We start from the raw sequence: 22,656 nt of genomic DNA, 5'->3' as shown, positions 1-22,656 counted from the left end.
AGGTAAAAGAAAAGCCCTGGCGATAACCAGAGCTTTAGGTAGGGGGCTTAATTGTGTGGGGGTTACTTCTTCGCAGCACGTTTAACCGCATCAGAGATGAGCTGTTCAAAGGTCGGAATTGCATCAAGAGCTGCACGCGCTTTCTGCTTCGCTTCAGTGAGCTTTACGGCTGCTGCTTTACGGCAAGTGATAAGACGTTGTAGATCTGCATCATAAATTGCTTTCGAGTAATCCAGAGCCTCTGCGCTGTGTGCGTATGACATGAGACTTTCAACTGCGATAGGGATGAAGACCAAGCGAGATGAAGTTGGCGTACTGACAGGTGCGTCTCCAACCATGAGTGTGTAACCACCAGAGGAGCGCCTTTCAACCAGCTTGTAACCATCAATATGGAGGTGACCCGTTTTCAGCATCTCATTAAAATGTGTGTCGGATGAACAGAACAATGTTTTGACATCAGGATGCTTTAGGTCGAATGCAAAACGAGCTTGGAGGTCAGATCTGAAACGCGTTTGATCGTCTTCGAATTCGGTCACAGCATCACAAGCTGCCTCGTGTTCAGATGCGAGTTTTTTGATGATTGGCGTGTAATGGCGCTCAATTGCGATCCGCTTCTCAGACGGAAATAAATCATCATAGTCAGCCTGTTTACTTGCCACGATATCATCTGACTGTGATTGTGCAGCAGCTTTGAGATTCTCAGCTTCACGTTGAAAGCTTTCAATCAACGTACCGTCACTGTCGAGCATTGTCGGCTGGGAAATCTTGATATGAGTCGCGCCGTTGAGGGTAACCATTCGGGTATTGTAATCGTCGGATGGTGCAATGTGCTGGCGAGGTTGGTCGATGTTCATTAGTGAAATTCCATGTTTACAGGGATTTGTACATAAGACTGTGAACGCAGACGATCAATAAGCTGATCCAACTGGTCACGAGTTGTTTGGTAGAGGTCGTTAGCGGCAGCGGCAGCTTCTACGGGGGAAAATTGCATCAGGAGGAAAGCGTCAAAAAATCCGTTAACGAGCAAATGAGGCTCGGTATAGACACATCTGAAGATCTGACCTGTCGATACATTGTCGAGGTCAATCACGAAGCCACGGCTGAGGTCAGATTCATCACGCCATTTGATAATGTGGTCATCATTCATTAAGCACCCACTTCTTTAGAAATATGTTCAACACGCTGTTCAAGCTTATGGAGTTCAGCGAATAGTTCCGGGTGGTCTTTCATAACCTTCGCAGTAACGATGTTCTGCAACAGCTTAACCACTTCAGCACCAAACATTTCAGGGTGTGTTTTGAGCATCTGCTTAGCGAGTTGTTGATAATGGGCAATGTTCTTACGGGTCACACTTAGATTTCGCTTGACCGTAATCAACTCTGTTTCAAGTTCTGAAAGTCGGTCTGTTTGCTGGGTATGCTGGTCGATTGTTTTAACGCTGGGGGATTCTTGCTGTGATTCCATCAGCTTAAGGAGTTCGCTTACTTCAAGCATTGCGTTGTCTCCACATGGAATCAGCGCGGCATAGAAGCACGACGAGAATTGTTGTAAGGATTGCAGGGATCATTATTAGGTCTCTCATTAAAAAATGCCCTTCCCCGATCATCAGGGAAGAGCTAATCAGGATCGGATAGTGAAATGACAAGACAATATCCGCAAAAACCACTGGAGACCGCTTACCCTGCAAGGAAGGATTAGTGGCTTTGCACCTGCAATCTGAAACCGATGGAGAGGGTCGGAGAAATCTACAGGATTTTGAAGGGGGGAAGTTTTTGCGGATATCACTGGAGGATTGTGGGCAGCGTCTGATGGATAACCCCATCTAAAGAAACAACCATCTTTTTCTGTCCACTTATTAATAGTAACTTTTTGTAACAATATTGTCAATAGATAACGCTTGATTTTCAGTTTTATTTATGCTTAGCGGAGAGAGATTGAAAGGCGGTCAGGTGAGACATGGTCACCAGTGCTATTGGTGTAATGGAAACCCTTCTCTACCGGGAGTCTGCGCAAAAGGTGTGCGGTTGCTTTAGCCTGCTTATGAGCACGTTGGCGCTGAATCTCACGCTGACGATCTTCTGCTGACAATCTGCGGTTGTACTCAATTTCTGATCGGGAAATTCTGATGGACATTATTGGGTGACCTTTTTTAGTTTTTTAAAAACAGAGGGGGTGTTTTGTTACGGGGTATGGGGAAGTGTCTGGGAAAATATCTGGAGCGTGTGTGCACAGGTGCTTAGGGGTGGAGAGCTTGGCGTTACCTTTCTATCGCAGAGGGACCCTGAAATATCTGTACAGATGCGCTGTGAGAGCGTCTGAGAAGCGTTCTGTACAGCGTGAGCCTCTACAGACCCGCTGTGGATTAACCTGTCACGATATCGCCTGTTGCTTGAGACGGTAGAATGTTGCCTTGCTGATGTTCAGTCGGGACATGATGTCTTTTGGTGACATGCCAGCCTTAACCAACTGTTCAACCTGCTCTCCAGTGGCTTTGATTGGCCTGCCACAATGGACACCTTCTGACTGAGCACGCTTAATGCCTGCTGTTCTGCGTTCTGCAATAAGATCTTTTTCCAGTGATGCGAGTCCAGCCATCATGGTCAGCATGGCTTTCCCGACCGGAGTAGACAGGTCAAAACCCTCTCTCAAACTAACAATCTTAACGCCCTTAGCCTGTAGAAGTTCAACTGTGGACAGTACGTCGATTGTGTTGCGTCCAAGACGGTCAATTGCGACACAGATAAGCGTGTCCCCTTCACGAACATAGTTCAGGAGGTCACTGAACCCCTGACGCTCAGAAGCTTTTATGCCACCCGATACAGCGGAATCACTGAACCACTTGGTTACCTGATAGCCAGCTTCAGAGATTTGCTGTTGCTGGTTTGCGATGGTCTGTTCGTTGGTTGATACACGAGCGTACCCGATTACTGACATGTGATAGATCCTTGTCTCAAAAGTTAGTCTCATAAATATACATGTATCAAAAGGCCATAACAACCTTTTGAGACAAGAAAAGAGAACTTTTGAGACAGGTTTTTATGTCGTTTTCAGAAGACGGCTGCACTGAACGTCAGAAGCCGACTGCACTATAGCAGCGGAGGGGTTGGATCCATCAGGCAACGACGGGCTGCTGCCGGCCATCAGCGGACGCAGGGAGGACTTTCCGCAACCGGCCGTTCGATGCGGCACCGATGGCCTTCGCGCAGGGGTAGTGAATCCGCCAGGATTGACTTGCGCTGCCCTACCTCTCACTAGTGAGGGGCGGCAGCGCATCAAGCGGTGAGCGCACTCCGGCACCGCCAACTTTCAGCACATGCGTGTAAATCATCGTCGTAGAGACGTCGGAATGGCCGAGCAGATCCTGCACGGTTCGAATGTCGTAACCGCTGCGGAGCAAGGCCGTCGCGAACGAGTGGCGGAGGGTGTGCGGTGTGGCGGGCTTCGTGATGCCTGCTTGTTCTACGGCACGTTTGAAGGCGCGCTGAAAGGTCTGGTCATACATGTGATGGCGACGCACGACACCGCTCCGTGGATCGGTCGAATGCGTGTGCTGCGCAAAAACCCAGAACCACGGCCAGGAATGCCCGGCGCGCGGATACTTCCGCTCAAGGGCGTCGGGAAGCGCAACGCCGCTGCGGCCCTCGGCCTGGTCCTTCAGCCACCATGCCCGTGCACGCGACAGCTGCTCGCGCAGGCTGGGTGCCAAGCTCTCGGGTAACATCAAGGCCCGATCCTTGGAGCCCTTGCCCTCCCGCACGATGATCGTGCCGTGATCGAAATCCAGATCCTTGACCCGCAGTTGCAAACCCTCACTGATCCGCATGCCCGTTCCATACAGAAGCTGGGCGAACAAACGATGCTCGCCTTCCAGAAAACCGAGGATGCGAACCACTTCATCCGGGGTCAGCACCACCGGCAAGCGCCGCGACGGCCGAGGTCTTCCGATCTCCTGAAGCCAGGGCAGATCCGTGCACAGCACCTTGCCGTAGAAGAACAGCAAGGCCGCCAATGCCTGACGATGCGTGGAGACCGAAACCTTGCGCTCGTTCGCCAGCCAGGACAGAAATGCCTCGACTTCGCTGCTGCCCAAGGTTGCCGGGTGACGCACACCGTGGAAACGGATGAAGGCACGAACCCAGTGGACATAAGCCTGTTCGGTTCGTAAACTGTAATGCAAGTAGCGTATGCGCTCACGCAACTGGTCCAGAACCTTGACCGAACGCAGCGGTGGTAACGGCGCAGTGGCGGTTTTCATGGCTTGTTATGACTGTTTTTTTGTACAGTCTATGCCTCGGGCATCCAAGCAGCAAGCGCGTTACGCCGTGGGTCGATGTTTGATGTTATGGAGCAGCAACGATGTTACGCAGCAGGGCAGTCGCCCTAAAACAAAGTTAAACATCATGAGGGAAGCGGTGATCGCCGAAGTATCGACTCAACTATCAGAGGTAGTTGGCGTCATCGAGCGCCATCTCGAACCGACGTTGCTGGCCGTACATTTGTACGGCTCCGCAGTGGATGGCGGCCTGAAGCCACACAGTGATATTGATTTGCTGGTTACGGTGACCGTAAGGCTTGATGAAACAACGCGGCGAGCTTTGATCAACGACCTTTTGGAAACTTCGGCTTCCCCTGGAGAGAGCGAGATTCTCCGCGCTGTAGAAGTCACCATTGTTGTGCACGACGACATCATTCCGTGGCGTTATCCAGCTAAGCGCGAACTGCAATTTGGAGAATGGCAGCGCAATGACATTCTTGCAGGCATCTTCGAGCCAGCCACGATCGACATTGATCTGGCTATCTTGCTGACAAAAGCAAGAGAACATAGCGTTGCCTTGGTAGGTCCAGCGGCGGAGGAACTCTTTGATCCGGTTCCTGAACAGGATCTATTTGAGGCGCTAAATGAAACCTTAACGCTATGGAACTCGCCGCCCGACTGGGCTGGCGATGAGCGAAATGTAGTGCTTACGTTGTCCCGCATTTGGTACAGCGCAGTAACCGGCAAAATCGCGCCGAAGGATGTCGCTGCCGACTGGGCAATGGAGCGCCTGCCGGCCCAGTATCAGCCCGTCATACTTGAAGCTAGACAGGCTTATCTTGGACAAGAAGAAGATCGCTTGGCCTCCCGCGCAGATCAGTTGGAAGAATTTGTTCACTACGTGAAAGGCGAGATCACCAAGGTAGTCGGCAAATAATGTCTAACAATTCGTTCAAGCCGACGCCGCTTCGCGGCGCGGCTTAACTCAAGCGTTAGATGCACTAAGCACATAATTGCTCACAGCCAAACTATCAGGTCAAGTCTGCTTTTATTATTTTTAAGCGTGCATAATAAGCCCTACACAAATTGGGAGATATATCATGAAAGGCTGGCTTTTTCTTGTTATCGCAATAGTTGGCGAAGTAATCGCAACATCCGCATTAAAATCTAGCGAGGGCTTTACTAAGCTTGCCCCTTCCGCCGTTGTCATAATCGGTTATGGCATCGCATTTTATTTTCTTTCTCTGGTTCTGAAATCCATCCCTGTCGGTGTTGCTTATGCAGTCTGGTCGGGACTCGGCGTCGTCATAATTACAGCCATTGCCTGGTTGCTTCATGGGCAAAAGCTTGATGCGTGGGGCTTTGTAGGTATGGGGCTCATAATTGCTGCCTTTTTGCTCGCCCGATCCCCATCGTGGAAGTCGCTGCGGAGGCCGACGCCATGGTGACGGTGTTCGGCATTCTGAATCTCACCGAGGACTCCTTCTTCGATGAGAGCCGGCGGCTAGACCCCGCCGGCGCTGTCACCGCGGCGATCGAAATGCTGCGAGTCGGATCAGACGTCGTGGATGTCGGACCGGCCGCCAGCCATCCGGACGCGAGGCCTGTATCGCCGGCCGATGAGATCAGACGTATTGCGCCGCTCTTAGACGCCCTGTCCGATCAGATGCACCGTGTTTCAATCGACAGCTTCCAACCGGAAACCCAGCGCTATGCGCTCAAGCGCGGCGTGGGCTACCTGAACGATATCCAAGGATTTCCTGACCCTGCGCTCTATCCCGATATTGCTGAGGCGGACTGCAGGCTGGTGGTTATGCACTCAGCGCAGCGGGATGGCATCGCCACCCGCACCGGTCACCTTCGACCCGAAGACGCGCTCGACGAGATTGTGCGGTTCTTCGAGGCGCGGGTTTCCGCCTTGCGACGGAGCGGGGTCGCTGCCGACCGGCTCATCCTCGATCCGGGGATGGGATTTTTCTTGAGCCCCGCACCGGAAACATCGCTGCACGTGCTGTCGAACCTTCAAAAGCTGAAGTCGGCGTTGGGGCTTCCGCTATTGGTCTCGGTGTCGCGGAAATCCTTCTTGGGCGCCACCGTTGGCCTTCCTGTAAAGGATCTGGGTCCAGCGAGCCTTGCGGCGGAACTTCACGCGATCGGCAATGGCGCTGACTACGTCCGCACCCACGCGCCTGGAGATCTGCGAAGCGCAATCACCTTCTCGGAAACCCTCGCGAAATTTCGCAGTCGCGACGCCAGAGACCGAGGGTTAGATCATGCCTAGCATTCACCTTCCGGCCGCCCGCTAGCGGACCCTGGTCAGGTTCCGCGAAGGTGGGCGCAGACATGCTGGGCTCGTCAGGATCAAACTGCACTATGAGGCGGCGGTTCATACCGCGCCAGGGGAGCGAATGGACAGCGAGGAGCCTCCGAACGTTCGGGTCGCCTGCTCGGGTGATATCGACGAGGTTGTGCGGCTGATGCACGACGCTGCGGCGTGGATGTCCGCCAAGGGAACGCCCGCCTGGGACGTCGCGCGGATCGACCGGACATTCGCGGAGACCTTCGTCCTGAGATCCGAGCTCCTAGTCGCGAGTTGCAGCGACGGCATCGTCGGCTGTTGCACCTTGTCGGCCGAGGATCCCGATGTCACTTTCAGAAGGCGACAGCACGAAATATCAAAAGTCGACCGCACGGTCTTTTCTGACGTTGGAGTCGCCTCAGAAAACGGAAAATAAAGCACGCTAAGGCGTAGTTCCCTCGGGCTACACCGCGTCCGCACTGCGCGGTTCTTTCTTCCCTTGCAGTGACGCAATCAGCGGGCAGGAAACGTTCCCCTTCCGCGCATGGCAGGCGCACACCAAATCAGACAGCACGGCCTCCATGCGCGCCAGGTCAGCCATCCTCTCGCGCACGTCCTTGAGCTTGTGCTCGGCCAGGCTGCTGGCTTCCTCGCAATGGGTGCCATCCTCCAGCCGCAGCAGCTCGGCGATCTCATCCAGGCTGAAGCCCAACCGCTGGGCTGATTTCACGAAGCGCACCCGCGTTACATCCGTCTCGCCATAGCGGCGAATGCTGCCGTAAGGCTTGTCCGGTTCCGGGAGCAAGCCCTTGCGCTGATAGAACCGGATGGTCTCCACATTGACCCCGGCCGTCCTGGCGAAAACGCCAATGGTCAGGTTCTCCAAATTGTTTTCCATATCGCTTGACTCCGTACATAACTACGGAAGTAAGCTTAAGCTATCCAATTCAGATTCGAAAGGACAAACGTATGTCTGAACCTCAAAACGGGTGCGGCGCGCTCTTCACTGGCGGGCTGGCCGCCATCCTCGCCTCGGCTTGCTGCCTCGGGCCGCTGGTTCTGATCGCCTTGGGGTTCAGCGGCGCTTGGATCGGCAACTTGACGGTGTTGGAACCCTATCGCCCCATCTTTATCGGCGTGGCGCTGGTGGCGTTGTTCTTCGCCTGGCGGCGCATCTACCGGCCGTCAGCCGCCTGCAAACCGGGTGAGGTTTGCGCGATTCCCCAAGTGCGAGCTACTTACAAGCTCATTTTCTGGGGCGTGGCCGTGCTGGTTTTGGTCGCGCTCGGATTTCCCTACGTCGTGCCATTTTTCTATTGATCACAGGAGTTCACCATGAAAAAGCTGCTTTCCGCCCTTGCCCTCGCTGCCGTTGTTGCCCCCGTGTGGGCCGCCACCCAGACCGTTACGCTGTCCGTACCGGGCATGACCTGCTCGGCCTGTCCGATCACTGTCAAGAAGGCGATTTCCAAGGTCGATGGCGTCAGTAAAGTTGACGTGACCTTCGAGACGCGCGAAGCGGTGGTCACCTTCGATGATGCCAAGACCAGCGTGCAGAAACTGACCAAGGCTACCGAGGATGCGGGCTACCCATCATCAGTCAAGAACTGATCATGAAAGACCCGAAGACACTGCTGCGGGTCAGCATCATTGGCACAACCCTCGTGGCGCTGTGTTGCTTCACCCCTGTTCTGGTCATTTTGCTCGGTGTGGTCGGCTTGTCCGCGCTGACCGGCTATCTGGACTATGTGCTGCTGCCTGCGCTGGCGATTTTCATCGGCTTGACCATCTACGCCATCCAACGAAAACGCCAAGCCGATGCCTGCTGCACCCCGAAATTCAATGGAGTAAAAAAATGACCGAAATCACCGTGAATGGCATGACCTGCACATCCTGCGCCACCCATGTCAAAGATGCTTTGGAAAAGATTCCCGGCGTGAATGCCGCTGTGGTGTCCTATCCAGAAAGCCGCGCGCAAGTCATGGCAGACACCGCCGTGAGCCACAACCAACTGCTGGCCGCCATCGCCGCATTGGGTTATCAAGGCTCGATCCGGGTTGGTGATTTCAAAGATGAACCAAAAATCCGTGATGCACTTGAGGGCGCCGGTTTGCATATCGCCATCATTGGCAGCGGCGGGGCCGCGATGGCGGCGGCGCTGAAGGCCGTCGAGCAAGGCGCGACGGTCACGCTGATCGAACGCGGCACCATCGGCGGCACCTGCGTCAATATCGGCTGTGTGCCGTCCAAGATCATGATCCGCGCTGCCCATATTGCCCATCTGCGCCGGGAAAGTCCGTTCGACGGCGGTATTGCGGCAACTGTGCCTGCGATTGACCGCAGCAAACTGCTGGCCCAGCAGCAGGCCCGTGTCGATGAACTGCGGCACGCCAAATACGAAGGCATCCTGGACGGCAATCCAGCCATCACCGTTTTGCACGGTGAAGCGCGTTTCAAGGACGACCAGAGCCTGGTCGTCCGTTTGAACGAGGGTGGCGAGCGCGAGGTAACGTTCGACCGCTGCCTGGTCGCCACCGGTGCCAGTCCGGCCGTGCCGCCGATTCCGGGCCTGAAAGAGTCACCCTACTGGACTTCCACCGAAGCGCTTGTCAGCGACACCATTCCCGCACGCCTGGCCGTGATCGGTTCGTCGGTGGTGGCGTTGGAACTGGCGCAAGCCTTTGCCCGGCTCGGCAGCCAGGTCACGATCCTGGCACGCAGCACCTTGTTCTTCCGGGAAGACCCGGCCATCGGCGAGGCCGTGACAGCCGCTTTCCGCGCCGAGGGCATCGAGGTGCTGGAGCACACGCAAGCCAGCCAGGTCGCCCATGTGAACGGCGAATTCGTGCTGACCACCGGACACGGTGAATTGCGCGCTGACAAGTTGCTGGTTGCCACCGGTCGGGCACCGAATACGCGCAGCCTCGCGCTGGACGCGGCGGGGGTCACTGTCAATGCGCAAGGGGCCATCGTTATCGACCAAGGCATGCGCACGAGCAACCCGAACATCTACGCGGCCGGCGACTGCACCGACCAGCCGCAGTTCGTCTACGTGGCAGCGGCCGCCGGCACCCGTGCCGCGATCAACATGACCGGCGGCGACGCAGCCCTCAATCTGACCGCGATGCCGGCAGTGGTGTTCACCGACCCGCAAGTCGCCACCGTGGGCTACAGCGAGGCGGAAGCGCACCACGATGGCATCGAGACCGACAGTCGCACGCTGACACTCGACAACGTTCCGCGAGCGCTTGCCAACTTCGACACACGCGGCTTCATCAAGCTGGTCATCGAGGAAGGTAGCGGACGGCTCATCGGCGTGCAGGCGGTGGCCCCGGAAGCGGGCGAACTGATCCAGACGGCGGTGCTCGCCATCCGCAACCGCATGACGGTGCAGGAACTGGCCGACCAGTTGTTCCCCTACCTGACAATGGTCGAGGGGTTGAAGCTTGCGGCGCAGACCTTCAACAAGGACGTGAAGCAGCTTTCCTGCTGCGCTGGATAAAAAAAGGAGGTTTTCAATGAGCGCCTACACCGTGTCCCGGCTGGCCCTTGATGCCGGGGTGAGCGTGCATATCGTGCGCGACTACCTGCTGCGCGGATTGCTGCGTCCGGTGGCGTGCACCCCGGGCGGCTATGGCCTGTTCGATGATGCCGCCTTGCAACGGCTGTGCTTCGTGCGGGCGGCCTTCGAGGCGGGCATCGGCCTGGACGCGCTGGCGCGGCTGTGCCGGGCGCTGGATGCTGCGGACGGCGATGAAGCGGCCGCGCAGCTTGCCGTTCTGCGCCAGTTCGTCGAGCGTCGGCGCGAAGCGTTGGCCGATCTGGAGGTGCAGTTGGCCACCATGCCGACCGAGCCGGCACAGCACGCGGAGAGTCTGCCATGAACAGCCCCGAGCGCTTGCCGTCCGAGACGCACAAACCGATCACCGGCTACCTGTGGGGCGCGCTGGCCGTGCTCACCTGTCCCTGCCATTTGCCGATTCTCGCCATTGTGCTGGCCGGCACGACGGCCGGCGCGTTCATCGGAGAGTACTGGGGTATCGCAGCCCTCACGCTGACCGGTTTGTTCGTCCTGTCTGTGACACGACTGCTGCGGGCCTTCAAAGATCGATCATGAGCGCTTCCCATTGAGACAAACCACGCTGTCGCTACGTTGCCTCATGCCGGCATCAAATTCGGCTGAGTAGCTTCTCGCCATCTGGACGTAGCTCACCCTTGGGTGAAACATGCCGATACAGGGTCTGCCGCGTGACGCCAAGTTCCTGGCACAGGTCGCCGACCTTGGTCTCTGGCTGACCCATTGCCGCCATCGCCAGCCGCAGCTTGGCGGCGGTCATCTTGAACGGCCGGCCGCCTTTCCGCCCGCGCGCGCGGGCCGAGGCTAGGCCGGCAATCGTGCGCTCCGCGATCAACTCGCGCTCGAACTCGGCCAGGGCGGCGAAGATGCCAAAGACCAGCTTGCCGGCGGCGGTCGTGGTGTCGATGGCCGCGCCGTGCCCGGTTAATACCTTCAAGCCGATGCCGCGCCCAGTCAGGTCGTGCACGGTGTTGATGAGATGTCGCAGGTCGCGTCCGAGCCGATCCAGTTTCCACACGACCAGTGTGTCGCCAGTTCGCAACGCCTTCAGGCAGCTCGTCAAGCCGGGCCGATCCTCGCGCATGCCGGATGCCTGGTCCTCGTAAAGATGTACTGGATCGACCCCGGCGGCAATCAGCGCGTCGCGCTGCAAATCGGTAGCCTGGGAGCCGTCCGCCTTCGATACCCGCATGTAGCCTATCAGCATGTCGTACCTGTCACATATACGTTCGATTATGTGACAGTGTGCACCGGAAAGTTCTGGTCGTCAAAATTTGTCACTTAACCCGTCATTCTGTCTAAGACATGCAAAGGGTCCATCAGGCACGTAATGTGACAGGAATTCCGGGGGGATGCCTTCCTTTGCGAAGGTGGCGCGCAACTGTTCCAGGGAAGCGGGGTCGCGCCGACCATAGGAAGCCAACGCGAACAGCGAGCGTGCCGTCTCGGGGTCGTGCCGCGCTTCAATGATGGCCTCATCGATGGCCTGGACTGCCCGTTGCCAGTGATCGACGGGTTCGGGCTTCGGCGTTTTCGCCGACAGGCCACTGGTGAAACCGGTTTGGGGTTCGGACCAGAACAGCTTTGCATGCTCGCCCGGCGGGCTTATATCCCTCATCTCAATCAAGCTGATTGCCGTTGCCGCCGCCTCCAGCATCTGCAACCGTACTGCCGGGTTCAGGGTTTCATACGGTCGCCACAGACTTTGCCCAGCACGCAGCGGATGCCCGCAGCCTTCCCAGACTTGGCGGAGATACCCCGCGCAGGTTCCGCACGTCGAAAGCGGGGTGTTCAGCTCATCGAGCAGCGTGCGTAGTAGCCGAAACCACAATCCAGCGTGGATGCGTCGGCGCGGCAGCTCCACATGGCCGGTCGTCAGTGCCTGCCAGGTGCGCCGGTCCATCACCGCAATCGCGTCGCTGGCGGTGCGCGGCGCAGTGTCGGCGTTCTCCCAGCCGAGAAACCGCCCAGGCACGCCCCAATAGGATTCCAGCCAGCAGCCATGCAGCGGGCAGCTCAGCATCAGGGGCAGCTTCCATGCAAGCAGTACGGCTTGGTTTGCCGGGTCGTTCAGACAGAGCGGGCAGGCGCGATGTATCGGCTGGCTGGGCAGCCAGGCACGCCAGCTCGTGATGGATCGCGTCCTACGGCGGAGTTTCGGCAGCAGCACCGAGAGCTGGAACGCATAGGTTTCCAATGCGTCTGGAATCTGATCATCAAGGCTGTCCAGTAGCCAAGGCACCCAGCCGGCGAAACTCATGCAACGCAGCCGGTCCGGCTCGATGCCGCTCCGCTGGGAGAGCATCGCCAGCAGCGCCAGTGGTGGCGCGGTGTCCAGGTCATCAACCTGGCCGTGACCAAGATCGTGCTCCAGCAGCTCGGACACCTCCATGTGATAGCAAAGGGCCACGCGGTTGAGCCACGAAGACAAGGCTTCGCCTTCCCTGGGAGCCGGATGCAGTGGCCAGTGTGGCGCTGGCTTCACATCAGTTCCCGCTCGAATTGCCGCCGCCGCTCGCTGGGACCGGTGTAATCGGCCATGCTGAGCGTGCGATGGTTGATCGCTTCCTCACCGCTCTCCACGGCAGCGACGGCCGCCGCCATCAACAGGTGCGCCAGCTCGCCGATGGTGCCCTCGCTGCGCGTGAGCAGGTAGCGGGCCATATCCAGCGTGGCAATCGACGAGGGTCGCCGCAGCGGGAGCGAAGCCGCGAAGCTGGCCAGCAGTGAGCAGCAATCGTCGTTGGCCTCCCACACCGGCAGCATCATCGGCTCGAAGCGGTTTTCCAACTGGTCGTCCGAGCGGATCGCCAAGTAGGCATCGCGTGTGCCGACCCCGACCAGCGGGATGCGCAGCTCGTTGCCGAGGAAACGCAGCAGGTTGAGGAATTCCCGGCGGTTGACGCTGTTGCCGGCCAGGACGTTGTGCAATTCGTCGATCACCAGCATGCGCACGCCGACCTTGCGTAGCAGTGCCAGCGCCAATTGCTCCATTTCCGGCAGCCGTGGGCGCGGGCGCAATGGCGCGCCCATCGCGGCAAGTAGCGCGACGTAGAAGCGGATTACCGACGGTTCGGATGGCATCTGCACGACCAGTACCGGAATGTGCTCCTGGTCGGCGTCGGAGCTGGCCGGGTGGGTGCGGCGGAATTTCTCGACGATCATCGACTTGCCGTTGTTGGTTGGACCGACCAACAGCAGGTTGGGCATGCGTTGTTTGTTCGGCCACGCATACAGGGCTTCCAGCCGATTCAGCGCCTCGACTGCTCGCGGATAGCCGATCCAGCGGTCAGCGCGAAGGCGATGGATGCGTTCGTCCGCCGGAAGACGGGCCAAGCCCTGGGCCACCGGCATCAGGTGGGACAAGTCGATGATGGGATATTCTTCCACGGCTACCACTCCTCAATCTGGTCGAACGGTTTGGCAGGTGGCTGGTTGTCTGCCTGCGGGTCAGCCATGTCCGCGTCCGGTGGTGGCGTGGTTTTGAAAAGAACTGCCGTTGCCTTGAGATGCTGGCGTCGATCCGCGTCGCGCCGCGCCTTGCGCGTAGCTTTCTGCGCGGTGGACACGATTTCGCGCATCTGGCCGATCATGCGAAACAGCGCCGACTCATCCACCTGTTCGCGCCCTTGCTGCCGCAATTTCGCCAGCGCCTGTCGTTGTTCCCAGAGGGTGACAGCCGGGTGCGACAAGGTGCGGTATGGAATTTCCAGATAGTGCTGCCCCTCCGGCTCCAGCACCCAAATGCGGCTGATGTCGCGCGGGTCGCGCCGGATCAGGAACGCAGGCAAGCGGTCGCGCCGAGCTATCCACGGCTTGAGCGCATCGGCGTAGTAATGGATGTGGTCGATGACGAAGCCGGTGCGGGTCAGCGTGCGGCGGATGATGGGCAGAAAATCGACCAGAAAAGCCGTGGTGCGAGTGATGACGGTTGGCACGCCGGTCCGCGCGATAGCTTCGGCCCAGCGCGCTGCCGGCGGCTGGAGCAGGCCGTTGTGCACGGAGCCGTGGTAGGTGCCGACCGCCAATGTGAGCCAGCGCTCCAGCTCACGCAGCGTCAGGGCGGCCTTGTTTTCGGAATCGTAGTCGCCGCGCTGGTCAGGGTTGGAGAAGGTCGTCCCTGGCAATTCGTCGTGGATCATCTGCATCGCCGTGCCGATGATCCGTTCCACGATGCCGCCGTAGTGCGGCTGCCCGAGCGGGCGATAGTCAAGCCGGATGCCATGCTGCTCGCAGCCTCGGCGTAGCGCTTCGCTCTTGAACTCGGCCGCGTTGTCCAGGTAGAGCAGCCTGGGCTTGCCGCTCATCGGCCACTCCATTTCTATGTTCAGACCCTCCAGCCAGGGACGCTTGTCGCAGGCGACATGCACAAGGCACAGGCCGACCGAAACAGATGACGGCGCTTCCAGCGTGACGACCATGCCGAGCACGCAGCGGGTAAACACGTCGATGGCGATGGTCAGATACGGACGGCCAATCGGTTGCCGGTCGCGCTCGTCCACCACGATCAGGTCGATGACCGTGTGATCAATCTGCACTTGTTCCAGTGGCGCGGTCACGGCGGGAGGCTCACCACCGACACCTTGCAGGCTGCGGGACGCATCCTGACCTTCCCGGCGGCGAGTGGCCTTGAGCGGATCGAGGCCGGCGATCCGCAGAGCCACGGTGTTGCGCGCCGGCGCCCGCAGCTTTTGCGCTTTGCAAGCCTGCGCGACCTCGCGGTGGAACGCTGCCAGGCTACGCTTCTGCTTGGTCAGGAAGCGCTTTTGCAGCAACTCGCGGATGATGCGCTCAACTGATTCCGGCAAGCGTCCCTTGCCTTTTCCGCCGCCGGATCGGCTGCGAGCCAGGTCCGTCACAAGCCCAGCACCTTGCCGGGCACGGCGGATTAGGACATACACCTGCCGCCTGGACAGGCCAAGCGCGTGAGCAGCGGCATCGGCGGCTTCATGCCCGACCACATCAAGCGCTGCCAGCGGCCCGATGATTTCCGCCCGTTGCCGGGCCTGCGCCCAAGCCGCATCGGGCAGGGTGGCCACGCCTTGCTCGGCAATCAATGATGTGTCTGACGCCATGCTCACACCTCGCTTTGGTGCACACGAGTATTGAGCATAGTCGAGATTGGTGCAGATGACTTCTGATATTGCGTTGTCAGGAGTCGCCTGCACATCTGGCGTTACGCCCCGTCAATTGGTGCAGTCGTCTTCTGAAAATGACATTTTAGTTGTCTTGAAAGGGGTGGTTTTGAGACTTTTAAGCGACTGCTTTTGGGACGACTGAGTGACGCTGGAATGTCGCCACTGATGCTGGTGGATTAGCACTGGTCACATTGGGTGTTGTAACGTCTGCCTTAGTAGGAAGTCCAGCCTGAGCAGCGAGTACACGTTTGGATTGAGAACGACGCTGGTTGTTATCTGATGCGAGGAGTTTTTGCGCAACGTCAATTTGAGTCTTGAGGTCAATTGCGCTGGTGGTCTTATCGTCGACACCGTATCTACGAAGGGTCACAGCGTCTTTGTGCAGAATTGCTTCAAGGAAGCTGTAAGCGGCTGATGAAGTCTGCTCGGTCACAGTATCAGTATTTGGTGGTGTGTTAGTTGTTGTGGTCATTCATGAATATACCTTTTGGTTTTTTGAGAATGGATAGCTGGGAGGTAATAGCGAGACGAAATGAGAAGAAATCTGTCAGATAACGCTTAGATAAATCATTACAGATCAATAAGTTAACTAATAAGTAATCTGGTGAAGGTCTTTGCTGATAGCCTTCTCAGTCGTCTTTGCTGGTGACAGCATTACTAAACTTTAGAAGAAACACTGTAAGAGCACTGGTTGGCAAAACATCATAAAGAATATGGAAAAAAAATTGCGGAGACATTGATCAGTTACCAAGGGATTGTTTGCGATGACGTACTAAGCAGAGGTTTACATAGCTTGGGGAAATAGAGAGCTTATCAGCGATCTGCTTATGGGTCAGTTTCTGAGAGCGGAGACTAATAACCTGGTCAGGAATGTTTCGCTGGTGTGTTGCGACTGGTAGTCCAGCAAGTTTACGGATAAGAATTTGTTCATGTTGATTAAGACCAGCTTCGTTAGCCGCTTTTGATGGGGTCTGTCCAGAGTGGATTAGTGCTAAGAAGTATTGAACCTCTGGAGTTGGGGAGAGATTGTACATTGGGGAGATACCTTGTGTAGAAGGGGTAATGATTGGCAGAATCTCAAAGGGGTCATCATGTGAGTTTTTTTATCACATGGGGCAGATTTGCCACTTGGAGATGGTGAGTTGTGAGTAATGACGGGTTTGTCATAAGTCTTTTTATCGTGCGGCAAATTTACCGGACGGGAATGGTTAGTAGTGGCAGATTTGCCACAAGTCTATCTGTGTAAATGAACTGCTTCAAAAGTTAACTGGCATCGTTGAGAATGTCCACGAGTCGCGCCATTGAGCGTGTAAACAGCGTGGTCACCATTTCATGTCACTCCCTTGTTTCATGTGATGTAACGAGCCTGGGGCGAGGCGCAGCGATAGCGGAGGAAGGTAAACGGTATGGATATGAACAGACTACTATCACACTTAAAGATCTTTTCGCCTCTCACGTAGGCTCATTGTCGGTCGCCAGCTCCCTCCCCCACGGATAAGAAAACTGTTCATTTCATATGATGCGTGAGCAAGGCGACTCCCCTACAGGAAAGCCGAAAGGGTGAAGAACAATCTGATCAGAGAGACTCTACTACATACTTACTTATATTTTTACGAGTAGGTAAACATCTCACCCGTGGTCACATCAACATAACAACATAGGTCAGGTAACCACTTGAGGTTCTCATAGTTATCAGGGTATACATCAACACGCACATACTGTGTCTGGTCACTAACGGAACCACCACCACGAAGACGAATATCTACACCCCATTGAACCTTATCTCCTGACATACACGCTTCAACCTGACTTTGAGTAAGACCAGCCTGAACAAGCAACTCTCGTTTCTGCTCAGATGTCTGTACAGGTTGCTGGTGAGTACGATAACTTTCAGCATCTTCAACAATGTCAAAAGAACCGTCATCAATTGCATCTTCTACTACATACCGCGTTATATTTTTAACTTCAAGATGATGCTCAAACGCTGAGATAACGTTACGACAAGCTGAAGCCAGTTGTTGAGCATATTTATCAGAGATGTGCTCAGACTTTGGGCGGTTACTATTAACCATCATGAAGACATTCTCTGTTGAGATTACGTCCAGAGACTTGAGCAGGTTAAACACAACGTACTTGTTGTGGTCACTACCAGATGTATTTTGCCGAATAGCACCCATGAAAATATCCTCAACATGAGAAAGCATGTTGCTGTACTGATGAATGTGATTGAAGTCAGAACGGAAGGTATTGGGTGTTTCTTTAGGCTGACGTGGCTTACGTGGTTTACCCGTCTTGGTGATGGTCACAGGTTTGGTAACAGCAACAGGTGCTTCACCTTGAATCTCTCTGAGAACCTCTTCAACTGCATTCTGAATATCTTGCTCAGTGGGAACCTTAAAGCCTTTCGGAAGACGCTTGTTTAAATTGACATACATTAATACCTCATGGTACGTGTGGAAGAAAACAATATACAGACCACTCCACAGAAGCACCTTACCAGGAGGTACGCTTCCACACGTTTTGACAGTGCTAATGTAGGGTGGTCTGTATATAGTTTAACGCAGATGAGATGGTGATAAGTAGTTGTGGGGTAATCATCGAACATACTTAATATTAACATTTTTGCAACATTTGTCAACTAATTTGTTATAGTTCTAAGCGTCTAATGTAATCCCCTGAATTCAAATAAATTTGTGCATTGATCTTACCAAGCTATCGACTGTTGTTGCCAGTTCAAAGAATGAGACTTTAAGGTTCGATATAATTTGATTTAAGTAGCAACCATGCTTATCCGCGATAAAAAATGATAAAGGTCGTAGGCATTGGGTACCTGTGGCATTCCTGATAAAATAACGACTCAAGATTTCCATCATTTTTTAAGGAAAATTTTCTATTCAAACTAATGCTTGCGCTGAGAAAAATGCTGGCTAATATACTCATTATGTAGCCAGAATACCTTAAAAGACGCTACATTTAGTACCTTGAGTATAAATCGGGAGCACATCTGCGCCCCGTTTCTCTGGGCATAACCAATATAACCTCACTGAATCGAACCTCAGTCACCTTACTCTATATTTCAACAATGTGATTGCTGCCTGGCTTGGTTGATTGGTTATGTAAACTGTTGAAAGTAGTCAAAAGGAACGTTCAATGCTTATTCAGAAAAAGCGTATTCGAAATATTGATAAATACATAACCAACTTCGATGACCGAGAAATCTACATTGCTCACCCACTACCAGACATCAAGAAAACTGACTCGATAGGTTTCTCAAGCAACAGAGACTTAGGTGAAGAAGTTCTACCCAAAGTTGTGGGGCCGATCACGAGATTTAATTCAGTTGGTAAATCTGCTCCCGATAAAAACTCACCTAAAGAAACAGCCTACCGGCAAATATCTTGGACACGACAGCAATGGGTCGGAGGTGGTAACACTCAGGAAGTGACAGATACTCGAGAAATCGCCTACAAGCGATACAAAAGAATCATCACTCCACCTCCAAGCATAGAGCTTAAGATTGTAGAAAATCTTGAAGGAGAGAAGTTGTTGATCTCACCTAAATTAATGTTGTCAGATAACAACAAAGAGTTGGTCACACACTGCGTAAACCTTTTTTTGGAAATTTTTGGATTCTGCGAAACTGTTGACGATCAATTCAACACAATTATCAAAGGTAAGTCTATAAAGCTCAATTGGAATCTGCTACCGAAAGGTCAATATCCTTGGGACAAGATTGGAACACAAATTATTACAGCCATAAATATTCGAAGCAAGTCTAACGCAGCCGTTGTTGAGGGCAGGCTCGAATTAATCAATAGCAGAAAACCTGATTTCGTAGCTGTTGGCAATGCGGGATTTCAAGGCTACGTTGTATTTGGTTTTACTAAAAGCAATGTTTTCGTTTTGGAAAGTTCTCAATGTAACAATGCTACGTATGTTTTCGATAGTAACTGGACGCACCTATCACAACTCAGCAAAGCTGAGATATTGGATGCGAACCTGCATAAAGGAAGAGTGATTCACAAAAACTCATGGCAAGCAGAGATAGTTAAATTTCTGCCATAGACTTTTAAAGGCGCGGGAGAGTGCTCGCGCTTTTTCTTTTCTCAACCATTTCAAAGACAATAGAAGCCATAAAGCCCCGCTGGTGGTACTACCAACAATCGGAGCGTAGCGACTTCATCATATGTCCAGAGTGATCACACCTTATCAGGATAACCGTGTACCCTTGCGGGAGCGTGGCTGAGACGCTGGCAGAGCCTGCATATCGTGTGCAGGTACGTTTACCACCATAGACCTGTTTGGGGCTATAAAAACGCCACACATCGGGCTTAAATGCGTATGTTCAAACTGTTTTGGGAGAGTTTTGAGACGTGGGCTGCGTCATAGCTTTCAAGTTGAAAACTGTACGTGTTTGAAGCTTGGAACTACACGCCACTGTGAGTTAGAATCCCAAATAGCCACTACTAACCACAGAGGCATTTTCGTGTATTAGGGTTCAGTACAGTTTCAGGTGACAGAAAGGTAGTAAAGATAGATTAACCTTCTGTTTTTATTGAAATTATTCTTACTGGTGCCGAAGGCCGGACTCGAACCGGCACGTATTTCTACGGTTGATTTTGAATCAACTGCGTCTACCGATTTCGCCACTCCGGCATGGATAAGGATACGGAAAACGCTGGCGATTATACCGTTACCCGTGGGGTGTGCAACCGCTATTGAGCAGCGCGTGCGCTGAGCGTTGAAAAAAACAGCGTCGTTATCTCCCCGAAAACCAGAACACTCTCAATCTGTATGGCCCTGCCCGCTTCTCCGGAACTTTCTGAGATCTTCCTCCTCATATCCTGCATTATCGGCGTCTGAAAGACGGAACCATGAGGTTATACATGAGTAAATCAATGCAACGCGGCGTTTGGGCATGGGGTATGGCGGCAGCACTGGTCGCGGGCAGCGCGTCGGCGGCGAGCTGGCAGGATCAGCTGAGCAGCGCCGCGTCTCAGCTCTCGCAGCAGCAAAACAGCAATACCAACACCAGCAGCAGCAATGGCGCGCAGAGCGGCGGGCTGTCGCTCTCCACGCTGACCGGCCTGCTGAACGGCGGCGATAAAGCGGTGAGCGCCAGCAATATGACCAATGCGGCGGGCGTGATGGAGTACTGCGTGCAGCATAACGTGGTGGATAACAACGTGAAGTCGGTGAAAGAGCAGGTGCTGAGCAAACTCGGCCTGAGCACGCCGGCGGCGCAGGCGCAGAAAACCGATTATCAGCAGGGTATCGCGGGCCTGCTCAACACCGGTAACGGCCAGCAGCTTAACCTGCAGAGCCTGAGTAACTCGCCAATGGGTGAGAAGCTTAAAACCAAAGCCTGTGATGTGGTGCTGAAGCAGGGCAAAAAATATATCGGCATGTAATTAGCGCCGGGTGCCGGGCCACTGTCCCGGCCTCATCATGCTGATGAATGCGATTTTTTATGGCCAGATGCGCACGCTGCTGGCCTCCCCATGTTTTTCTGTGCGCCCTGACGCTATAGTGAGATTTTGTAGCAAACAGGACAGCGCGCATGAAAGGCATCAACATAGCGATTTACTTCGACCCCGATCTGATTCGACTCTGCGTACATCAGCAGGATGACAGCTACCTCAACCAGACCTTTCAGTATGACGACAGCGTCATTGAAGAGATCTATCAGTGGCTGGAACAGTACACGCCAAATCGCACCCATATCTGCCTGATTGAGCACGACACCGCTGATATCCTCGCCGATGAGCTGACCGATAACGGCTATCACGTCCATCAGGTGAGCCAGCATGACCTGCTGAACTGGTTCGCCAGCGAGCCGCCGGCGACGCCGGATGGATCGCCGGTGCGCGCCCTGCTGCGCTATCTGGAGAGCGAACGCCCGGCAGAGTATGAGTCGCGCACGCCGCAGATCGAAGCGCTGATGGAGTTGCTGGATGAGCTCGACGCGCTGGAAGGCGTGGATGAGGTTGAGGATGAAGATAGCCTGCCGGATAACGTGCTGCGCCTGATGAAGCAGAAAAAAATCAGCGCTGACGATGCCGCGCAGCGCCTGCTGCCGGACGTTAATGAGCGCATCCGCGAACACCTCATCAGCTACCCCGAACTGATGACCCCTGAGCTGCTGGAAGATTTTTTCCCCGAGATGATCGAAGCGCTCGACACACCAAAGCACTGAGTAATACATCCTGTCACAGGGCTGCGCACGCGGCCCTGTCCTGCGGAGATGCATGATGCTGGAACTCTTCAAAGCGATAGGCCTCGGGCTGGTGGTGATCCTGCCGCTGGCCAACCCTCTGACGACCGTGGCGCTGTTTTTAGGGCTGGCGGGCGAGATGAATTTTCAGGAGCGTAACCGTCAGGCGCTGCAGGCGTCGGTCTATGTGTTTCTGATCATGATGGTCGCCTGGTATGCCGGTAACGCGGTGCTGCACACCTTTGGTATCTCGATTCCCGGCCTGCGCATGGCGGGCGGGCTGATCGTCGCCTTTATCGGCTTTCGCATGCTGTTTCCGGCCAAACCGGTCGGTCATTCAGTAGAAGCGCGCCATAAAAAAGATGAGCAGGATGCCAGCGACGATCCGCGCGAGACGGTCAATATCGCCTTTGTGCCGCTGGCGATGCCCAGCACCGCCGGTCCGGGCACTATTGCGATGATCATCAGCTCAGCCTCAACGGTGAAGGCCGGCGTCGATTTCCCCGCCTGGGTGGTGATGGTCGCTCCGGTGCTGACCTTTCTGGTGGTCGCCGTGATTTTATGGATTTCACTGCGCAGCTCCGGCGCGATTATGAAGCTGGTAGGCAAAGGCGGCATCGAAGCGATTTCACGCCTGATGGGTTTTCTGCTGGTCTGTATGGGCGTGCAGTTTGTGATTAACGGCGTGCTGGAAGTGGTACGCACGTTTCATTGAATCCGGGTGGCGTTGAATATCGTATAAATCCCGTAGGGGGCGCATTTATGCGCCCCTGGTTGAATCCGGGCGTTATCAAATCCCGTGCGGGCATCGGCCAGGGCGCCATGAATGGCGTTATCAAATTCCGTGCGGGTGTCGGCCAGGGCGCCATTAATGGCGCCCCTACGGGGGGCGAATCCGGGCGTTATTGAATGTTGTACGAATACCGTAGGGGGCGCATTTATGCGCCCCTGGTTAAATCCGGGCGTTATCGAATTTGTGCGGGCATTGGCCAGGGCGCCATTAATGGCGTCATTGAATTCGGTGCGGGCATTGGCCAGGGCGCCATGAATGGCGCCCCTACGGGGAGCGAATCCGCGCGTTATTGAAAGTCGTACGAATATCGTAGGGGGGCGCATTTATGTGCCCCTGGTTAAATCCGGGCGTTATCGAATTTGTGCGGGCATTGGCCAGGG

The 22,656-nt window shown here is 55.0% G+C and carries 25 protein-coding genes, 1 tRNA gene and 1 pseudogene; 14 read left to right on the top strand and 13 right to left on the bottom strand.

Translation table 11 applies throughout. The annotated features are described in order from the left end of the window. Positions 1 to 62: 62 nt before the first annotated feature. The 5 genes from LAC65_RS02050 to intI1 form a co-directional block, all read right to left on the bottom strand. Positions 63 to 854 (bottom strand): hypothetical protein, encoded by a 792-nt coding sequence (locus LAC65_RS02050; RefSeq protein WP_224144813.1) that lies wholly within the window; start codon positions 852 to 854, stop codon positions 63 to 65. Further along, positions 854 to 1,147: a hypothetical protein gene (locus tag LAC65_RS02045; RefSeq protein WP_224144812.1), complete on the bottom strand. Its 294-nt coding sequence runs from the start codon at positions 1,145 to 1,147 to the stop codon at positions 854 to 856. The genes LAC65_RS02050 and LAC65_RS02045 overlap by 1 nt, the downstream gene beginning before the upstream one ends. Next, positions 1,147 to 1,494, bottom strand: coding sequence for a hypothetical protein (locus LAC65_RS02040; RefSeq protein WP_224144811.1), 348 nt, complete (start codon positions 1,492 to 1,494; stop codon positions 1,147 to 1,149). Before LAC65_RS02040 ends, LAC65_RS02045 begins: the two co-directional genes overlap by 1 nt. Before the next feature lie 876 nt (positions 1,495 to 2,370). After that, on the bottom strand, positions 2,371 to 2,934 hold the full coding sequence (locus LAC65_RS02035; RefSeq protein ID WP_224144810.1) for a recombinase family protein: 564 nt from the start codon (positions 2,932 to 2,934) through the stop codon (positions 2,371 to 2,373). Positions 2,935 to 3,241: 307 nt separating this feature from the next. After that, the gene (intI1, locus tag LAC65_RS02030) at positions 3,242 to 4,255 is read right to left on the bottom strand and encodes a class 1 integron integrase IntI1 (RefSeq protein ID WP_000845048.1); all 1,014 of its coding nucleotides are present in this window, start codon (positions 4,253 to 4,255) and stop codon (positions 3,242 to 3,244) included. 145 nt (positions 4,256 to 4,400) lie between these two features. Here intI1 and aadA1 point away from each other — a divergent pair, with 145 nt between their 5' ends. From aadA1 to LAC65_RS02010, 4 genes and pseudogenes are all read left to right on the top strand, one after another. After that, positions 4,401 to 5,192, top strand: a complete 792-nt coding sequence (aadA1, locus tag LAC65_RS02025) for an ANT(3'')-Ia family aminoglycoside nucleotidyltransferase AadA1 (protein ID WP_001206316.1) — start codon at positions 4,401 to 4,403, stop codon at positions 5,190 to 5,192. A 163-nt stretch (positions 5,193 to 5,355) separates the two neighbouring features. Further along, positions 5,356 to 5,703, top strand: a complete 348-nt coding sequence (locus LAC65_RS02020; RefSeq protein ID WP_000679427.1) for a quaternary ammonium compound efflux SMR transporter QacE delta 1 — start codon at positions 5,356 to 5,358, stop codon at positions 5,701 to 5,703. Beyond that, positions 5,697 to 6,536 (top strand): sulfonamide-resistant dihydropteroate synthase Sul1, encoded by an 840-nt coding sequence (gene sul1 / locus LAC65_RS02015; RefSeq protein WP_000259031.1) that lies wholly within the window; start codon positions 5,697 to 5,699, stop codon positions 6,534 to 6,536. The genes LAC65_RS02020 and sul1 overlap by 7 nt, the downstream gene beginning before the upstream one ends. Positions 6,537 to 6,663: 127 nt before the next feature. Further along, positions 6,664 to 6,900: pseudogene (locus LAC65_RS02010) on the top strand (GNAT family N-acetyltransferase); the annotation flags it as partial. A 117-nt stretch (positions 6,901 to 7,017) separates the two neighbouring features. Here the strand turns inward: LAC65_RS02010 and merR are convergent. Beyond that, complete coding sequence (gene merR / locus LAC65_RS02005) at positions 7,018 to 7,452, bottom strand: Hg(II)-responsive transcriptional regulator (protein ID WP_000429838.1); 435 nt, start codon at positions 7,450 to 7,452, stop codon at positions 7,018 to 7,020. A gap of 71 nt (positions 7,453 to 7,523) precedes the next feature. Here merR and merT point away from each other — a divergent pair, with 71 nt between their 5' ends. Genes merT through merE form a run of 6 tightly spaced genes read left to right on the top strand, consistent with a single transcriptional unit; the run spans position 7,524 to position 10,671 of the window. Continuing rightward, positions 7,524 to 7,874 (top strand): mercuric ion transporter MerT, encoded by a 351-nt coding sequence (gene merT / locus LAC65_RS02000; protein ID WP_032454987.1) that lies wholly within the window; start codon positions 7,524 to 7,526, stop codon positions 7,872 to 7,874. 15 nt (positions 7,875 to 7,889) lie between these two features. Then, positions 7,890 to 8,165, top strand: a complete 276-nt coding sequence (merP, locus tag LAC65_RS01995) for a mercury resistance system periplasmic binding protein MerP (RefSeq protein WP_000735441.1) — start codon at positions 7,890 to 7,892, stop codon at positions 8,163 to 8,165. A 2-nt stretch (positions 8,166 to 8,167) separates the two neighbouring features. After that, the gene (merF, locus tag LAC65_RS01990) at positions 8,168 to 8,413 is read left to right on the top strand and encodes a mercury resistance system transport protein MerF (protein ID WP_000654684.1); all 246 of its coding nucleotides are present in this window, start codon (positions 8,168 to 8,170) and stop codon (positions 8,411 to 8,413) included. Beyond that, on the top strand, positions 8,410 to 10,056 hold the full coding sequence (gene merA, locus LAC65_RS01985; protein WP_000136268.1) for a mercury(II) reductase: 1,647 nt from the start codon (positions 8,410 to 8,412) through the stop codon (positions 10,054 to 10,056). Before merF ends, merA begins: the two co-directional genes overlap by 4 nt. Before the next feature lie 16 nt (positions 10,057 to 10,072). Then, a complete protein-coding gene (gene merD, locus LAC65_RS01980) occupies positions 10,073 to 10,438 on the top strand; it encodes a mercury resistance co-regulator MerD (RefSeq protein WP_003465059.1) in 366 nt (121 codons plus the stop codon). Then, on the top strand, positions 10,435 to 10,671 hold the full coding sequence (merE, locus tag LAC65_RS01975; RefSeq protein WP_001087809.1) for a broad-spectrum mercury transporter MerE: 237 nt from the start codon (positions 10,435 to 10,437) through the stop codon (positions 10,669 to 10,671). Before merD ends, merE begins: the two co-directional genes overlap by 4 nt. A 52-nt stretch (positions 10,672 to 10,723) precedes the next feature. Here merE and LAC65_RS01970 read toward each other — a convergent pair whose 3' ends face one another. The 6 genes from LAC65_RS01970 to LAC65_RS01945 form a co-directional block, all read right to left on the bottom strand. Beyond that, entirely contained in the window at positions 10,724 to 11,338 is a 615-nt protein-coding gene (locus tag LAC65_RS01970; RefSeq protein WP_000904941.1) for a recombinase family protein, read from the bottom strand. A 60-nt stretch (positions 11,339 to 11,398) separates the two neighbouring features. Next, positions 11,399 to 12,616, bottom strand: a complete 1,218-nt coding sequence (locus LAC65_RS01965; protein ID WP_000801210.1) for a TniQ family protein — start codon at positions 12,614 to 12,616, stop codon at positions 11,399 to 11,401. Then, entirely contained in the window at positions 12,613 to 13,521 is a 909-nt protein-coding gene (locus LAC65_RS01960) for a TniB family NTP-binding protein (RefSeq protein WP_000393453.1), read from the bottom strand. Before LAC65_RS01960 ends, LAC65_RS01965 begins: the two co-directional genes overlap by 4 nt. Before the next feature lie 2 nt (positions 13,522 to 13,523). Continuing rightward, complete coding sequence (locus LAC65_RS01955; protein WP_010791757.1) at positions 13,524 to 15,206, bottom strand: Mu transposase C-terminal domain-containing protein; 1,683 nt, start codon at positions 15,204 to 15,206, stop codon at positions 13,524 to 13,526. A 178-nt stretch (positions 15,207 to 15,384) separates the two neighbouring features. Further along, complete coding sequence (locus tag LAC65_RS01950) at positions 15,385 to 15,741, bottom strand: hypothetical protein (protein WP_224144809.1); 357 nt, start codon at positions 15,739 to 15,741, stop codon at positions 15,385 to 15,387. Between the two features lie 1,138 nt (positions 15,742 to 16,879). Then, positions 16,880 to 17,704 (bottom strand): hypothetical protein, encoded by an 825-nt coding sequence (locus LAC65_RS01945; protein ID WP_224144808.1) that lies wholly within the window; start codon positions 17,702 to 17,704, stop codon positions 16,880 to 16,882. Positions 17,705 to 18,419: 715 nt separating this feature from the next. On the opposite strand from LAC65_RS01945, the gene LAC65_RS01940 reads away from it, so the two are divergent. Continuing rightward, a complete protein-coding gene (locus LAC65_RS01940) occupies positions 18,420 to 19,334 on the top strand; it encodes a hypothetical protein (RefSeq protein WP_224144807.1) in 915 nt (304 codons plus the stop codon). Positions 19,335 to 19,840: 506 nt separating this feature from the next. On the opposite strand, the gene LAC65_RS01935 is transcribed toward LAC65_RS01940, so the two are convergent. Next, a tRNA-Leu gene (locus LAC65_RS01935) sits at positions 19,841 to 19,925 on the bottom strand. 230 nt (positions 19,926 to 20,155) lie between these two features. Here LAC65_RS01935 and LAC65_RS01930 point away from each other — a divergent pair. From LAC65_RS01930 to LAC65_RS01920, 3 genes are all read left to right on the top strand, one after another. Beyond that, complete coding sequence (locus LAC65_RS01930; protein WP_411828835.1) at positions 20,156 to 20,680, top strand: YjjA family protein; 525 nt, start codon at positions 20,156 to 20,158, stop codon at positions 20,678 to 20,680. 149 nt (positions 20,681 to 20,829) lie between these two features. Beyond that, complete coding sequence (locus LAC65_RS01925) at positions 20,830 to 21,465, top strand: hypothetical protein (protein ID WP_039382357.1); 636 nt, start codon at positions 20,830 to 20,832, stop codon at positions 21,463 to 21,465. 55 nt (positions 21,466 to 21,520) lie between these two features. Continuing rightward, on the top strand, positions 21,521 to 22,198 hold the full coding sequence (locus tag LAC65_RS01920; RefSeq protein ID WP_039385688.1) for a MarC family NAAT transporter: 678 nt from the start codon (positions 21,521 to 21,523) through the stop codon (positions 22,196 to 22,198). Positions 22,199 to 22,656: the final 458 nt, after the last annotated feature.

Origin of the sequence: Pantoea eucrina, assembly GCF_020079945.1 — a bacterium.
In the GTDB taxonomy this organism is placed as follows: Bacteria; Pseudomonadota; Gammaproteobacteria; order Enterobacterales; family Enterobacteriaceae; genus Pantoea; species Pantoea eucrina.
The sequence above is the reverse complement of the archived record's forward strand: the minus strand, read 5'-3'. Positions and strand labels throughout refer to the sequence as shown.